At 70.4% G+C, this 14,863-nt stretch carries 18 protein-coding genes; 9 read left to right on the top strand and 9 right to left on the bottom strand.

Annotated features, from left to right (window positions below):
* Nucleotides 1–99 precede the first annotated feature (99 nt).
* The 3 genes from QF027_RS19095 to QF027_RS19085 are packed head-to-tail and all read left to right on the top strand — an operon-like array spanning nucleotide 100 to nucleotide 2,813.
* On the top strand, nucleotides 100–873 hold the full coding sequence (locus QF027_RS19095; protein WP_307075848.1) for a chorismate synthase: 774 nt from the start codon (nucleotides 100–102) through the stop codon (nucleotides 871–873).
* Nucleotides 870–1,979, top strand: a complete 1,110-nt coding sequence (menC, locus tag QF027_RS19090) for an o-succinylbenzoate synthase (protein ID WP_306980629.1) — start codon at nucleotides 870–872, stop codon at nucleotides 1,977–1,979. Before QF027_RS19095 ends, menC begins: the two co-directional genes overlap by 4 nt.
* Nucleotides 1,980–2,021: 42 nt before the next feature.
* A complete protein-coding gene (locus QF027_RS19085) occupies nucleotides 2,022–2,813 on the top strand; it encodes a S16 family serine protease (protein ID WP_306980632.1) in 792 nt (263 codons plus the stop codon).
* Here QF027_RS19085 and QF027_RS19080 read toward each other — a convergent pair.
* The 7 genes from QF027_RS19080 to QF027_RS19050 form a co-directional block, all read right to left on the bottom strand.
* Nucleotides 2,810–2,992 carry a hypothetical protein gene (locus tag QF027_RS19080; RefSeq protein WP_307075846.1) on the bottom strand — a complete coding sequence of 61 codons (183 nt, stop codon included), beginning with the start codon at nucleotides 2,990–2,992 and terminating at the stop codon, nucleotides 2,810–2,812. The two genes, QF027_RS19085 and QF027_RS19080, sit on opposite strands and share 4 nt — an antisense overlap.
* Nucleotides 2,993–3,004: 12 nt before the next feature.
* Nucleotides 3,005–3,577 (bottom strand): ArsR/SmtB family transcription factor, encoded by a 573-nt coding sequence (locus QF027_RS19075; RefSeq protein ID WP_307075844.1) that lies wholly within the window; start codon nucleotides 3,575–3,577, stop codon nucleotides 3,005–3,007.
* 70 nt (nucleotides 3,578–3,647) lie between these two features.
* A complete protein-coding gene (locus QF027_RS19070) occupies nucleotides 3,648–4,604 on the bottom strand; it encodes a glycine betaine ABC transporter substrate-binding protein (RefSeq protein ID WP_307075842.1) in 957 nt (318 codons plus the stop codon).
* 88 nt (nucleotides 4,605–4,692) lie between these two features.
* Complete coding sequence (locus tag QF027_RS19065) at nucleotides 4,693–5,508, bottom strand: ABC transporter permease (protein WP_306986670.1); 816 nt, start codon at nucleotides 5,506–5,508, stop codon at nucleotides 4,693–4,695.
* 17 nt (nucleotides 5,509–5,525) lie between these two features.
* On the bottom strand, nucleotides 5,526–6,770 hold the full coding sequence (locus tag QF027_RS19060; protein WP_307075840.1) for a betaine/proline/choline family ABC transporter ATP-binding protein: 1,245 nt from the start codon (nucleotides 6,768–6,770) through the stop codon (nucleotides 5,526–5,528).
* A complete protein-coding gene (locus QF027_RS19055; protein ID WP_307075838.1) occupies nucleotides 6,763–7,410 on the bottom strand; it encodes an ABC transporter permease in 648 nt (215 codons plus the stop codon). Before QF027_RS19055 ends, QF027_RS19060 begins: the two co-directional genes overlap by 8 nt.
* Nucleotides 7,411–7,430: 20 nt before the next feature.
* On the bottom strand, nucleotides 7,431–7,910 hold the full coding sequence (locus QF027_RS19050) for an Lrp/AsnC family transcriptional regulator (protein ID WP_057610843.1): 480 nt from the start codon (nucleotides 7,908–7,910) through the stop codon (nucleotides 7,431–7,433).
* Nucleotides 7,911–8,036: 126 nt separating this feature from the next.
* Between QF027_RS19050 and hppD the strand changes: the two genes are divergently transcribed.
* Genes hppD through nthA form a run of 5 tightly spaced genes read left to right on the top strand, consistent with a single transcriptional unit; the run spans nucleotide 8,037 to nucleotide 11,239 of the window.
* A complete protein-coding gene (gene hppD / locus QF027_RS19045; RefSeq protein WP_306980645.1) occupies nucleotides 8,037–9,182 on the top strand; it encodes a 4-hydroxyphenylpyruvate dioxygenase in 1,146 nt (381 codons plus the stop codon).
* A gap of 24 nt (nucleotides 9,183–9,206) precedes the next feature.
* Nucleotides 9,207–10,064, top strand: a complete 858-nt coding sequence (locus QF027_RS19040) for a phage baseplate protein (RefSeq protein WP_307075835.1) — start codon at nucleotides 9,207–9,209, stop codon at nucleotides 10,062–10,064.
* An 18-nt stretch (nucleotides 10,065–10,082) separates the two neighbouring features.
* Nucleotides 10,083–10,364, top strand: coding sequence for an SH3-like domain-containing protein (locus QF027_RS19035; RefSeq protein WP_057610845.1), 282 nt, complete (start codon nucleotides 10,083–10,085; stop codon nucleotides 10,362–10,364).
* Entirely contained in the window at nucleotides 10,357–10,665 is a 309-nt protein-coding gene (locus QF027_RS19030) for an SH3-like domain-containing protein (protein ID WP_306980648.1), read from the top strand. Before QF027_RS19035 ends, QF027_RS19030 begins: the two co-directional genes overlap by 8 nt.
* Nucleotides 10,655–11,239, top strand: a complete 585-nt coding sequence (nthA, locus tag QF027_RS19025; RefSeq protein WP_307075833.1) for a nitrile hydratase subunit alpha — start codon at nucleotides 10,655–10,657, stop codon at nucleotides 11,237–11,239. The genes QF027_RS19030 and nthA overlap by 11 nt, the downstream gene beginning before the upstream one ends.
* On the opposite strand, the gene QF027_RS19020 is transcribed toward nthA, so the two are convergent.
* Nucleotides 11,217–12,647, bottom strand: a complete 1,431-nt coding sequence (locus QF027_RS19020; protein ID WP_307075830.1) for a tetratricopeptide repeat protein — start codon at nucleotides 12,645–12,647, stop codon at nucleotides 11,217–11,219. The two genes, nthA and QF027_RS19020, sit on opposite strands and share 23 nt — an antisense overlap.
* A 92-nt stretch (nucleotides 12,648–12,739) precedes the next feature.
* Here QF027_RS19020 and QF027_RS19015 point away from each other — a divergent pair, with 92 nt between their 5' ends.
* A complete protein-coding gene (locus QF027_RS19015; protein ID WP_306980653.1) occupies nucleotides 12,740–14,146 on the top strand; it encodes an FAD-binding oxidoreductase in 1,407 nt (468 codons plus the stop codon).
* Between the two features lie 19 nt (nucleotides 14,147–14,165).
* Here QF027_RS19015 and QF027_RS19010 read toward each other — a convergent pair whose 3' ends face one another.
* Nucleotides 14,166–14,648 (bottom strand): SsgA family sporulation/cell division regulator, encoded by a 483-nt coding sequence (locus QF027_RS19010; RefSeq protein WP_306980655.1) that lies wholly within the window; start codon nucleotides 14,646–14,648, stop codon nucleotides 14,166–14,168.
* Nucleotides 14,649–14,863 lie beyond the last annotated feature (215 nt).

The raw sequence follows: 14,863 nt of genomic DNA, 5'->3' as shown, positions 1-14,863 counted from the left end.
GGGTGCCCCCAGATGGCTTGGCCGATCCGCAAAGAAACGTACGTACACATGGTGGGACCGCACAACCCGGGGCGGCCGCCCGGGTCGGAGACTCGGCACATGACCGGAGTGAGTATCCGTACCGTCCACGACGTCGCCGGCCTCCACGCCGTCAGCGCGTACTTCGGCGAGGTGTGGCGGACCCCGCGCACGGCCCCGCCCTACCCGGCCGAGGTGCTGCACAGCCTGGTCCACGCGGGCGGCGCGGTGCACGCCGCGTACGACGGTGAGCGCCTCGCCGGGGCCTGTGTCGCCGTGTTCGGGCCGCCGGGCTCGCAGGAGGTGTACTCCCTGGTCGCCGCCGCGGAGCCCGGGCTCGGGCAGCCGGTGAAGCGGGCGCAACGGGACTGGGCGCTCGGCCTCGGGGCCCGCACGATGCGCTGGACCTTCGACCCGCTGGTCGCCCGCAACGCCCGCTTCAACCTGGCCAAGCTGGGCGCGGTGGGCACCGAGTACGTCGTCGACTTCTACGGCCCCATGAGGGACGGCGTGAACGACGGCGACGAGAGCGACCGGCTGACGGTGACCTGGGACCTGGTGGCGCCGGGGCAGCCGTACGACCCGGGGGAGCGCGAGGCCGCACCCGCCACCCACCGTGCCCCCGACGGAGCGACCCTCGCCCGCCGCGACCTCGCCGACCTGCACGTCTGGTGCCGGGCCCCGGACGACGTCGTCAAGCTGCGGTCCGCCGACCCGGCGCTCGCACTGCGCTGGCGGCGGGCCGTGCGCGAGGTGTTCACGGAGGCCTTCGGGCAGGGGTTCCGGGCGACCGGGATGTCCCACGACGGCTGGTACACGCTCACCCGCGAGAACGACGAGGAAGGCACCGTATGAAAATCGAACGCGTCGAGGTCGTCCATGTGGCGATCCCGCTCGTCAGCCCCTTCCGCACCTCCTTCGGCACGATGACGACGAAGGACACCTTCCTGCTGCACGTCGTCACGGACACCGCGGAGGGCTGGTCGGAGTTCGCCGCCGACCCCCAGCCGCGGTACTGCTCGGAGTTCACGGCGGGCGCGGAGCTCGTGCTGCGGGACTTCCTGGTGCCGAGGGTGGCGGCACTGCCCACGCTCACGGCAGCGCTGGTCGGGCCCGCGGTCAGCGGGATCAAGGGGCATGAGCTGGCGAAGGCGGCCCTGGAGACGGCGATCCTGGACGCGGAGCTGCGGTCGTACGGCATGCCGCTGGCGGTGTATCTCGGCGCGGTGCGCGAGCGGGTGCCCGCGGGGGTGTCGGTGGGGATCAAGGACTCCGTGCCGGAGCTGCTGGACGACGTCGAGCGGTATCTCGCCGAGGGGTACGTCCGGATCAAGCTGAAGATCGAACCCGGCTGGGACGTCGAGCCGGTACGGGCCGTGCGCGAGCGCTTCGGCGCCGCACTGCCCCTCCAGGTCGACGCCAACACGGCGTACACCCTCGCGGACGCCGAACACCTGCGGCGGCTCGACGAGTTCGGGCTGCTGCTGATCGAGGAGCCGCTGGACGAGAACAACCTGTACGGCCACGCGCGCCTCCAGAGCCGTATCGCCACCCCCGTCTGCCTCGACGAGTCCCTGCACAATGCCCGGGACACCGCCTCCGCGATCGCGATGGACGCGTGCCGGGTCGTGAACATCAAGCCCGCGCGCGTGGGCGGCTATCTGGAGGCCCGCCGCATCCACGACGTGGCTCGCGCGCACGGCGTGCCGGTGTGGTGCGGCGGCATGCTGGAGACGGGAATCGGCCGCGCCCCGAACCTCGCCCTGGCCGCCCTGCCCGGCTTCACGCTCCCCGGCGACACCTCGGCCTCCGCCCGCTACTTCGCCGAGGACATCACCGAGCCGTTCGTCCTGGTGGACGGCCACCTGCCGGTGCCGCGGACGCCCGGCATCGGCGTCGAACCGCTGCCGGACGTCCTACGGCGCTTCACGCGCGCGAGGCGGGACCTGTACGGGGGCTGACCGGCTCGTGGCCGGAAGTGACCGCCGCGTTAGATTGATCCCGTGCTCTCTCGCCTCACGCGCCCCCAGGCCCTCGCCGTCTGCGCCCTGCCCGTCGTGGCACTGGTCGCCACGGCCCTCTTCGCGCCGCTGCCCTTCGCACTGGCGCAGCCCGGGATGACGGCGAACGTGCTCGGCGCGAACAAGGGCGCGGAGGTGATCACGATCTCCGGGGCGAAGACGCGTGCGACGAGCGGGCAGCTGCGGATGACGACCATCGAGGCGACCGGGCCCGACACCCATGTCTCGCTCGGTGACGTCTTCGACAGCTGGTTCCGCACCGACCGGGCGGTCATGCCCCATGACGCGGTCTACCCGAGCGGGCAGAGCGTCAAGGAGATCGAGAAGCACAACACCGCGCAGATGAAGGAGTCCCAGGACGCGGCGACCGAGGCGGCGCTGAACTACCTGAAGCTCGGGAACGACAAGGTCGAGGTCACGCTGAAGCTCGCGGACGTGGGCGGGCCCAGCGCGGGGCTGCTGTTCACTCTGGGGATCATCGACAAGCTCGACGGTGACGGCGCCGGGGGCGACCTCACGGGCGGCCGCACCATCGCCGGGACGGGGACGATCGACGCGGACGGGACGGTCGGCGCGGTGGGCGGCGTGGCACTGAAGACGCAGGCCGCGAAGCGGGACGGGGCGACGGTGTTCCTGGTCCCCGAGGAGGAGTGCTCCGACGCGAAGGCGGAGCTGCCGAAGGGGCTGCGGCTGATCCCGGTGACGTCCCTGAAGGGGGCGATGAGTGCGCTGACCGCACTGGAGTCGGGTAAGGGGTCCGTCCCCGCCTGCTAGTGCGCGAGGGCCGGCCTGGGAGAGGCCAGCCGGAGGCCGACCTCCACCAGGGTCCAGCCGAGCCGGGTCCTGATGGCGTACGGCCGCTTGGCCTGGACGGCGAGGCGGTGGGCGTCGGCCTCGGCACGGAGGTCGGCGGCGCGGAGGTGGTGCAGGGCGAGGTGGGTCTCGGGGTGCATGGCGGGGCCCTTTCAGTCCGTGGCTACGGGGAAGGCGTGCGTGTGGATGCGTACCTGGGCCGCGTTGTCTCCGGTGGTGGACCGGTCGCGGTAGGTGTCGATCAGGGCGTGCATCTTCTCGATGAGTTCTTTGGTCAGCTCGGGGGTCAGCCGTAGCGTTGCGCTGCTCATGTCCCAGACGCGGTTCCACTCCTCGGGCCAGGTGGCACGGTCGCCCAGCCAGTTGGAGAGGTTCTGGATCTGGGTGGTGGCGACCTCGTGGAGGTACATGTCGGCGGCTCCGCGGACGGCCGGATCGCTGTCCGTGAGCAGGGAGTCGTCGAAGCTCAGCCCCTTGTGGACCGACTTCCACCAGCGCTCCCGACCCTTGCCGCGCTCCGGGGCGTCCTCCACGAAGCCGTGCGCGGCCAGCTGACGCAGGTGGTAGCTGGTGGCGCCGCTCGACTCGCCCAGTTTCTCGGCGAGTTGGGACGCGGTGGCGGGACCGCCGTGGCGCAGGGCGTCCAGCAGCTGCATCCGCAGGGGATGGGCCAGCCCGCGCAGTGAACGGGCGTCGAGTTTCCGTACGTTGGGCTCTTCCGGCATGCGTACAAAGATAGCGTTGCAAAGAGTTCTTTGCAACGGGTTCTTTGTAACCCTGTCCTGGCGACCAGGCCTACTTCACGAACCCCTGCGCCTTCATCCAGTCCAGCGCCACCTGATGCGGATCCTCCCCGGCGACATCCACCTTCGCGTTCAACTCCCGCGCCACCGTGTTGTCCAGCTCCTTCGTGACCGGGTTCAGGACCTCCGCGATGGCAGGCCACCTCTTCAGGGCCTTGGAGTTGATCACGGGAGCCGCGTTGTAGTTGGGGAAGAACTTCCGGTCGTCCCGCATCACCACCAGGTTCATGGACGTGATGCGCCCGTCGGTCGTGAAGACCTCCCCGTACCGGCAACTGCCCTTCGCCACCTGGGTGTAGATGATCCCGGTGTCCATCTGGGTGATGTTCCTCGCCGGGATGCTCATCCCGTACGCCTTCTCCATGCCCGGCAGTCCGTCGGCGCGGTTGGCGAACTCGCCCTCCACGCACAGCGTCACCGCACCGGAGTCCTTCTTCGCCAGCGCGGCCACGTCGGAGAGCGTCTTCGTGCGGTACTTCCTGAAGCCGGCCTGGTTCATGGCGAGGGCGTAGGTGTTGTTCAGGGACGCCTTGGGCAGCCATGTCAGTCCGTTCCCCAGGTCGGCCTTCCGTACTGCCGCCCACTGCTCCTGCGGATCGGCGATCGGCTCACCGTTGCCCTGGTACGTGATCCACGCGGTGCCTGTGTACTCGTACATCCCGTCCGCGTCACCGGACTTGACCGCCTCCCGCGCCCCGACCGACCCCTGGATCCCCGTGCGGTCGAGCACATCCGCCCCGGCCGCCTGGAACGCGATCCCCATGATCGCGCCGAGGATCAGCTGCTCGGTGAACTCCTTCGACGTGACCGTCAGATCCGCGCCCTCGAGCGGCTCACCCCGCCCGATCGAACCCGGCTTCACCTCGTCGACCATGGGGGAGCCACTGGTCAGCCCGCAGCCGGACAGCAGGACCAGGACCCCGGCCAGCGTCAGAGGTGTCCGTCTCATGTGTCCACCTTCGGCCGCTGGGGTGTGGGCGGCGGTTCGGTTGGTGGAGTGGGACACGGGGTCCCGGCTGTCGGCCGGCAGGTCCGCCTCACGTTCCTGCCTCCAACCCGCGTGGCCTGAGCAGCAGTTCGGCCAAGGAGGCCAGCCAGTCGACCAGCAGGGCCAGCGTCACCGTGAGGATCGAACCGAGCATCAGCACCGGCATCCGCTGGTTGGTGATGCCGGTCGTGATCAGGACGCCCAGTCCGCCGCCCCCGCCGAAGGTCGCGAGGGTCGCCGTACCGACGTTGAGGACCAGGGCCGTGCGGACGCCCGCGAGGATCAGCGGGACGGCCAGCGGGAGTTCGACGCGTGACAGCACCCCCATGGACGACATCCCGATGCCCCGTGCCGCCTCCAGCAGGGTCGGGTCGTTCGCCTTCAGGCCCGCGATCGTGTTCGACAGGACCGGCAGGACGGCGTAGGCGACCATGCCGATCAGGGCCGCCCTCATGCCCGTGCCCAGCCAGATCACCAGCAGGGCCAGCAGGCCGATCGCCGGGGTCGCCTGGCCCATGTTGGCGACCGCCATCGCCACCGGGCTCGCCTTCCGGAAGGCCCTGCGGGTCAGCACGATCCCCAGCGGGATCGCGATGATCAGCACGAAGAACGTCGAGATCGCCGTCAGCTCCACCTGCTGCCACAGGGCCCTGGACACCTGCCCGTTCGACAGCGCGTTCTCGGAGATCGGGTCCAGGTCGGCCCGCTCGAACCACAGCCAGGTCGCGAGCAGGACGGCGATGAGGAACGCGGGCAGAAAGGTCAGCTTCTGCCAGGTCACCCGCTTGCCGGGCGGGTCCGGCGGGAGAGGGCCCTCGGTCTCCTCCGGTTCCACCGTCTCCTCCGGTGCGACGGTCTCCGGCATCTCCAGCTCGGGCGTCGTCACGCCTTCCTCTCCCCTCCGCCCGCGCCTTCCTGCTCGGCGTGCGTCTGGGCGGCCCGGATCTCCTCCAGCGCGTGCTGGTGCTCCCTGGCCTCCAGCCGGTCGGCGTCCAGAAGCGTGTGCACGGAGTTCAAGAGCGTCTCCATGTCGACGACCCCCGCGTACTCACCGCGCCGCCCGGTCACCGCGACCCGCCCCGCGTTGTCGGTCAGCACGGCCTCCAGCGCGTCCCGCAGCGTCGCGTCCGTGGTCACCGTGTCGCTCACCAGCGTCCCGGCCCGGGCCGACGATCCCTTGGCGCGCATCATGTCGCCGCGCCTGAGCCACTTGTACGGCCGTCCGCGCCTGTCGAGCAGCAGGATCTCGTTCGTGCCGCTGCCCCGGAGCTTGTTGAAGATCTCCTGGACGGGGTCGTCGACGGTCACCGTCGGATAATCGGTGATCTCCACATCCCGTACGCGGGTGAGGTTCAGCCGTTTCAGCGCCGCCCCGGCTCCGACGAAACCGGACACGAAGTCGTCCGCCGGGTTGGTCAGGATGGCCTCGGGGGTGTCGAACTGGGCGATGTGGGACCGTTCGCGCAGGACGGCGATCCGGTCACCGAGCTTGATCGCCTCGTCGAAGTCATGGGTGACGAAGACGATCGTCTTGTGCAGCTCGTGCTGGAGCCGGATCAGCTCGTCCTGGAGATGGTCGCGGGTGATCGGGTCGACCGCACCGAACGGCTCGTCCATCAGCAGGACGGGGGGATCGGCCGCCAACGCCCTCGCCACCCCCACCCGCTGCTGCTGGCCGCCGGAGAGCCCGCGTGGATAGCGGCCGAGGAACTCCCCGGGGTCGAGCCCGACGAGGTCGAGCAGCTCCTCCACGCGGTCCTTGATCCGCCCCTTTCCCCAGCCGATCATCTTCGGCACGAGGGCGATGTTCTGCGCGACCGTCATGTGCGGGAAGAGACCGGCCGACTGGATCGCGTAGCCCACCCTGCGGCGCAGCTCGACCGGATCGATGCCGGTCACGTCCTCACCGTTGATCCGGATGCGCCCACCGGTCGGCTCGATCAACCTGTTGATCATCTTGAGTGTCGTCGACTTACCGCATCCGGACGGCCCGACGAAGACGACGAGCTCGCCGGCCTTGATCTCCATGGTGACGTTGTCGACGGCGGGCCGCGGATTGCCGGGGTACCTCTTGGTCAGGTTCTCCAGCTCGATGGACGCACCCGAGGTGCCGGACGTCTCAGCCACGGATCCCCCTCGGAATGGTCAGCCGTCCGATGAGGACGTACGCGGCATCGAACAGCAGGGCGAGGACGATGATCCCGAGCGTGCCGGCGAGCACCTGGTTGAGCGCGTTCTTGCTGCCCAGAGAGGCGATGCCGCGGAAGATCTCGTTGCCGAGGCCGGGTCCGGAGGCATAGGCGGCGATCGCGGCGATGCCCATCAGCATCTGGGTCGAGACCCGGATCCCGGTCAGGACGGGCGGCCAGGCGAGCGGCAGCTCGACCCGTGCCAGCCGCATCACCCGGGACATCCCGATGCCCTTGGCCGCGTCCACCAGCGAGGGATCGACCCCGCGCAGCCCGACGATCGCGTTGCGCACGACCGGCAGCAGCCCGTACAGCGTCAGGGCGATCACCGTGGGAGGTACGCCCAGGCCCACGGCCGGGATGAGCAGACCGATCATGGCGAGCGAGGGAACGGTCAGAATCGTCGAGGTGGCCGTGGTGGCGAGGTTGCCGCCCCACTCGCTCCGATAGGTCGCGACCCCGATCAGCACCCCGATCACCGTCGCCACGACCATGCACTGGAAGACGACGCTCGCGTGCTGGTAGGCGTCCGCGAGCAGCTGCTGGTGGCGATTGCCGAGGTACTCCCAGAAGCTCACGGCTCACCCCACGGTCGCGGTCAGGTCCTCGCCGAGTCCTCCGCCGCCTGCTCCACCAGCGGGATGATCCGCAGCGGAACGGGGTTCTCCATGACGATCGCGGTGGCGGCCCGGACGATCCCATCGAAACCGACAACCCGGTCGATCACACGTTGGAGATCGGCGTTGGACCGGGCCACGAGGCGGCACAGCATGTCCCCGCTGCCGGTGGTGGTGTGCAGCTCCAGGACCTCCGGCACGGTAGCCAAGTGCGCCCGTACGTCGGCCCCTTGCCCCTGCCTGATCTGCAGCGTGGCGAACGCGGTCACCGGGTAGCCCAGCGCCGCCGGATCGACCTGCGGACCGAATCCCCGGATGACTCCGTTCGACTGAAGCCGGTCGAGCCGCGCCTGCACGGTCCCCCGGGCCACCCCCAGCCGCCGGGACATCTCCAGCACGCCGATCCGCGGCTCGCGCGCGAGGAGCACGATGATCCGCCCGTCCAGCTCGTCGATCCCCACGCAGGCCTCCCGGACCAGTGGTCATCCTGTACAGAAAGGCCGCCGACACGACCGTATCGCTGAACATATTGTCCAGTGAACACGCAAACTATTGCGCACCTTGCAGACCGGAGCCAGGCTTCGCACATGACGCAGACCACACACCACACTCCCGACACCGCCCGGCAGGCCGACCCCTTCCCGGTCAAGGGAATGGACGCGGTCGTCTTCGCCGTCGGCAACGCCAAGCAGGCGGCGCACTACTACTCGACCGCCTTCGGCATGCGGCTCGTGGCCTACTCCGGACCGGAGAACGGCAGCCGCGAGACCGCCTCGTACGTGCTGGAGAACGGCTCCGCCCGTTTCGTGTTCACCTCGGTCATCAAGCCCGCCACCCCCTGGGGCCACTTCCTCGCCCAGCACGTGGCCGAGCACGGCGACGGCGTGATCGACCTCGCCATCGAGGTCCCGGACGCCCGCCGCGCCCACACCTACGCCCTCGAGCACGGCGCCCGCTCGGTGGCGGAGCCGTACGAGCTGAAGGACGAGCACGGCACGGTCGTCCTCGCCGCGATCGCCACCTACGGCGAGACCCGCCACACCCTGGTCGAGCGCACGGGCTACGACGGCCCTTACCTCCCGGGCTACACCGCGGCCGCCCCGATCGTCGAACCGCCCGCCCACCGCACCTTCCAGGCCGTCGACCACTGCGTCGGCAACGTCGAGCTCGGCCGGATGAACGAGTGGGTCGGCTTCTACAACAAGGTCATGGGCTTCACGAACATGAAGGAGTTCGTGGGCGACGACATCGCCACCGAGTACAGCGCGCTGATGTCGAAGGTCGTGGCCGACGGCACGCTCAAGGTGAAGTTCCCGATCAACGAGCCCGCCATCGCCAAGAAGAAGTCCCAGATCGACGAGTACCTGGAGTTCTACGGCGGCGCGGGCGTCCAGCACATCGCGCTGAACACCAACGACATCGTGCAGACCGTGAGGACCATGCGCGCGGCGGGAGTTCAGTTCCTCGACACCCCCGACTCCTACTACGACACCCTCGGCGAGTGGGTCGGCGACACCCGGGTACCGGTCGACACGCTCAGGGAGTTGAAGATCCTCGCCGACCGCGACGAGGACGGCTATCTGCTGCAGATCTTCACCAAGCCGGTCCAGGACAAGCCGACCGTGTTCTTCGAACTCATCGAGCGGCACGGCTCGATGGGCTTCGGAAAGGGCAACTTCAAGGCACTGTTCGAGGCCATCGAGCGAGAGCAGGAGAAGCGGGGTAACCTCTGATCCCCGATGATCCATGGGGGGACCGTGACCGAGCGCTTCGACCTGGCCGTGCCGGCCGTCCGCCGGCTCTGGAAGAAGACGCTCCACGAGGGCACGGTCCTCCAGTCCTTCGCCTTCGACGAAGCGCACAAGCACCTCTACGCCCTCCAACTCGCCGCGGGTGGCGCCGAGTCCGGCGACCTGTGCCTGAACCGGCTCGACTACGACGGCACGTTGCTCGGCCACATGTACCTGAAGGGCTTCGGGCACGGCGTCAGCATGGGTGTGCAGAACGCCGCCGACGGCAACGTCTGGATCTGGACCGAGGCCGCCGCGCGGAACGGCTACGGCCAGGGCGTCACCCGTTTCCGCTTCTTCGACGGCGCCACCCGCACCGGTGACGACGTCGCCATCCGCGAGCCGATCGCCCGGTCCACCAACAACCAGCCGTCGGTGTGCATGACGTCCCAGCGCGTCGCGATCCGCTATCGCCTCGACAACAAGCCCCGCTACCGGGTCTGGGACCTCGACGCCTTCGTCGCCCGCGACTACGCCGACCCGATCGCCGACCTGGCCCAGACGGGCCTGCACCCCGACTCCTCGGTCCCCTTCCAGGGGTACGCCCTCTACGGCGACCACCTCTACCAACTGGCCGGGACCGCCTACGACACCGCCACCAACCCGCCCGAAATGCACGGCAACGCGTACCTGTCCTGCCTCGACATCCGCACCGGCAAGCTGGTCCAGCGACAGCGCACCGAGGCCGGCCACTCGCTCGACCACCGGGAACCCGAGGGTGTCGCCGTACGCCACGCCGGCACACCGCAGCTCTACCTGGGACTCGCCTCGGGCTCGGCGGGCGCACGCCTTTTCTCCCTCTACTACAAGCCGCTTTCCGCGTGACGCTCGTAGGCTGGCCCCATGGCCAGGATCAATGACGTGGGCGGCACCCAGGGCTTCGGCGCGATCGACACCACCGACGACACCGAGCCCTTCCACGCGGACTGGGAGGCGCGGGTGGTCGGGCTCTACAACACCCTGCGCGCACAAGGGATCTTCAACACGAACGAGTTCCGGGACGCGATCGAGTCCATGCCACCGGCGGACTATCTGGCGACCTCGTACTACGAACGCTGGTTCCTGGCGATCTGTTCGCTGCTGGAGCGCAAGGGCGTGATCGAGCCGGGTGAGCTCGATGACTGACGCGCCCCCCGACCGCTTCCCGCCCGGCACCCGGGTCCGCACCTTCCGCCACGACCCGCCGCACCACACCCGCCTGCCTCGCTACGCGCGCGGCAAGCGGGGCGTGGTCGTCGAACCGGAGGGCCCCGACGAGCTGCCCGACATCAGCGCGCAGGGCCGCGGCGACGCACCCGTCGAGCAGATCTACGCCGTCCGCTTCGCGGCCCGTGACCTCTGGGGCGAGGGCGACCACCACGTCGTACTGGATCTGTGGGAGAGCTACTTGGAGGCGGACGAAAGGAGCGGGGCCGATGAGCGGTGACCACCACACCGACGCGACGACCGCCCGGCGGGTACGGCGCCTGGAGACCCTCCTGGAGGAGAAGGGGCTGATCACCGGCGAGCGGCTGGACGAGGCGATCGACGCGTTCCTCGCGGAGTCCTCGCCGGCGAACGGAGCACGGGTCGTGGCGCGCGCCTGGACCGACGACGCCTACCGTGCCCGCCTGCTCGCGGACGGCACGGCGGCGGTCCAGGAGCTCGGCCACATGGAGGGCTCGTACCAGCGCCTGAGGGTCGTGGAGAACACCGAGTCGGTCCACAACGTCATCGTCTGCACCCTGTGCTCCTGCTACCCGCTCCGCCTCCTCGGCCCCTCTCCCAGCTGGTACAAGTCCGAGGCCTACCGCTCCCGCGTGGTCCGCGAACCCCGTGCCGTCCTACGGGAGTTCGGCCTGACTCTGCCCGACTCCGTGGACATCGTGGTGTGGGACTCCAGCGCGGAGACCCGCTACATGGTCCTGCCGCGCAGGCCTCAGGCCACGGAAGGACTGGGCGAGGAGGAGCTGGCGGCGCTGGTGACGCGGAACGCCCTCATCGGTACGGGCGCGGTGTGACCGCCTTCGCGTCGTCCACCGGCAGGTCCTGGTCCGGCACGTCTCCCAGTGCCGCCAACGCCTCGCGCGCCGCCCGCACCCGCGAGGGCGAGAAGTAGGGATTGATCCGCAGGGCCTCCTGGAGATGCCGGCGCGCGGGGGCGGGCTGCTCCAGCTCCCGCTCGATCATGCCCAGGTGGTACGCGTACAGCGCGCTGCGCACCCCGCCCCCGTGCGCCTTGTCCGTCGCGATCCGGGCGTACCGCAGGGCTTCCCGGTCCTCGCCCGCCCGGTGCAGGGCCCACCCCAGCGCGTCCGCCACCGCGATCCCCGGCTGCCGTCGCCACTCGGCCCTGAGGCGCCGTACGGCGGAAGCCGGGTCACCGTGATCCGCCTCGAACTGCCCGAGAACCAACTCCTCGTCGGCCCCGGACTCCGCGGCGGTCCGCACCCTCGCCAGCAGCAGGTCGTACTGCACCCGGGCCGCCTGCCCGAGTCCCAGCCACTCGTACAACTCGCCCAGCTCCAGGGCGTATTGCGGCAGCGGCTGCTTCGCCAGGGCCATCCGGTAGGCGTTCAGGGCCTCCGTCGTGCGGCCCAGCGCCGCAAGGGCCCGCCCCTGCCCGGCCTGTGCGGCCCGCTGGTCGGGGTCGATACGGACCGCCTCCTGGAAGTGCCGCAGCGCGTCCTCGCGGTCGCCGCGCTCCCAGGCGAGCTGCCCGGCCCGCTCCAGATACTCGGCCCGCTCGGCCGGCGCCCGCGCCCCCGCCGCCGCGTCGGCCAGCTGGGCGGCCGCGTCCTCGCGCCAGCCCCGGTCCCGGTACACGCCCGCCGCCCGCGCCCGCACCGCGGGCCCCGACCGCAGCTCCATCAGCCGCTCCAGTGCCCCATGGGCCGCCTTGTAGTCCCCGAGCCCCGTGTACGCGTCGATCAGCGCCGGATACGTCGTCCACCGCTTCGGCTCCAGGTTCCGCGCCGCCTCACCCCAGGTCAGCGCGGTCCGGAAGTCCCGGCGCGCGTTCGCGAGGACGGCCAGACCACCGAGGGCCGCCGCGTTCCTGCGGACCTGCAGGGACGTCCGCAGCGTGTCGTCGGCCTTCGCGTAGAACGCCGTGTCGGCCGTCCGCCGCGCCTGTTCGACGTACGCCGTCCCGAGCACCGCCCACGACTCGGCGTCCCCGGGATGCCTGCGCAGATGGCTCTCCCGCGCATCGATCAGCGCCGCCAGGTCGGGCAGCGCGGCCGGCACCCCGGCGGCGACCGCCGACAGCGCCTGGGCACCCGGGGCCGGGGCGGGCGAGCGGGTCGCCGTCCGCTCCGGGGGCAGCAGCATCAGCGCCGTACCGAGCACCGCGCAGCCCGCGACCGCGGCCATCACCACACGCCCGTGCAGCCGGGCCCGGCGGTTCTCCGTGGCTTGGTTCTCCATGGCGCTCACTGTGCGTCAATACGACGACCACACCCCGGCGCTCGGCAGTCGGCGCTGGTGGGGTTCACACCGATGGCCCCCGGTGCGACGCTGTGATCATGAGCCGTATCGAAGCCCCCCGCGACGAGGTCACCGGCAACCTCGTCGACCGTCTGCTGAGCGGTCTGCCCGCCGAGGCCGTCCTCGCCGACCCGGACGTCACGGTCTCCTACGCCAACGACATGGCGAGCTTCTGCCCGGCCGGCACCCCCGCCGTGGTCGTCCTGCCCCGTACGGTCGAGCAGGTCCAGCACGTCATGCGCATCGCCACCGAACTGCGCGTCCCGGTCGTCCCCCAGGGCGCCCGCACGGGCCTGTCGGGCGCGGCCAACGCCACCGACGGCTGCATCGTGCTGTCCCTGACGAAGATGGACCGGATCCTGGAGGTCAACCCGGTCGACCGCATCGCCGTCGTCGAACCCGGCGTCGTCAACGCGACCCTCTCCCGCGCGGTGAACGAACTCGGCCTCTACTACCCGCCGGACCCCTCCAGCTGGGAGATGTGCACGATCGGCGGCAACATCGGCACGGCGTCCGGCGGGCTGTGCTGTGTGAAGTACGGGGTGACGGCGGAGTACGTCCTCGGACTGGACGTCGTCCTCGCCGACGGGCGGCTCATGTCCACGGGCCGCCGTACCGCCAAGGGGGTCGCCGGATACGACCTGACCCGCCTCTTCGTCGGCTCCGAGGGCTCGCTCGGCATCGTCGTGCGGGCGACCCTGGCGCTCAGGCCGAAGCCGCCCGAGCAGCTGGTGCTGGCCGCCGAGTTCGCCTCCGGGGCCGCCGCCTGCGACGCGGTGTGCCGGATCATGGAGGACGGGCACGTGCCGTCCCTCCTCGAACTGATGGACCGTACGACGGTCAGGGCCATCAACGAACTGGCGCACATGGGACTCCCGGAGACCACCGAGGCCCTGCTCCTCGCGGCCTTCGACACCACGGACCCGGCGGCCGACCTCGCGGCGGTCGGCGCGCTGTGCGAGGCGGCGGGCGCCTCGCAGGTCGTCCCGGCGGAGGACGCGGCCGAGTCGGAGCTGCTGCTCCAGGCCCGCAGGCTCTCCCTCACAGCCCTCGAGGCCGTCAAGGGCACCACAATGATCGACGACGTGTGCGTGCCCCGTTCCCGGCTCGGCGAGCTGCTCGAAGGAACCGAGCGGATCGCTGAGAAACACCAGCTCACCATCGGTGTCGTCGCCCACGCGGGCGACGGCAACACCCACCCCACGGTCTGCTTCGACGCGGCCGACCCCGACGAGTCCCGGCGTGCCCGCGAGTCCTTCGACGAGATCATGGCCCTCGGTCTGGAGCTCGGCGGCACGATCACCGGGGAGCACGGGGTGGGCGTACTGAAGAAGGAGTGGCTGGCGCGTGAGATCGGCCCGGTGGGGGTGGAGATGCAGCGGGCGGTGAAGGGGGTCTTCGACCCGCTGGGGATCCTGAACCCCGGCAAGCTGTTCTGATCCGGTTCCCGCCCCGGGATCACTCCCCGTCCGCCGATTCGTCGCTCGGCCAGGGGTCGCGCAGCCGGAGTTCGTCGTGACAGCCCGGGGTCGGGGCCAGCAGTTCGGCGAGGCCGTCGTCGATACCGAGCTGCTCCGCCTCGGAGCCGGGCGGGACCACCCTCAGCGTGCGCTCCAGCCAGGACGAGACCTGCGCGGCCGGGGCCTCCAGAAGGGCGTCGCCGCCGGGGGAGCTCAGCGCCATCAGGACGACGCCGCGGCCCGCGACCTTCGTCGGCCACACCCGTACGTCCCCGTGCCCGCACGGGCGGAAGACACCCTCCACGAGGAGTTCGCGGGCGAAGGTCCAGTGGACGGGGTGGTCCGAACCGATGTGGAAGGTGACGTGGACGGCGAAGGGGTCGTCGCTGCGGTAGCCCAGCCGGGCCGGGACCGGGACGCTGCGTTCGGGCGACAGGATGAGTTTGAGCTCCAGTTCGCGCTCTATCACCGTGCGGTGCATGGCGTTCGTTCCTCTCTCGACTCTCGTCCGGGTCCTGCGGTGGGCCCGTACGAGTGGAGAGGGGGGAGGGGCCGGGATCATTACGCGGGTTCGGCGAACTTTTTTCCGGCCGTGTCGCGGTGGGCGTCACGGCCGGTGCCGCGACCGGTATCACGGCCGGTGCCAGGTCGTGCTCAAAAGGGGTGGGTCCGGTGGGACTGGCGGTGGGTCTTGCG

Source organism: Streptomyces canus (genome assembly GCF_030816965.1).
GTDB lineage: Bacteria > Actinomycetota > Actinomycetes > Streptomycetales > Streptomycetaceae > Streptomyces > Streptomyces canus_E.
This window is presented reverse-complemented; position numbering and strand designations above follow the sequence as displayed.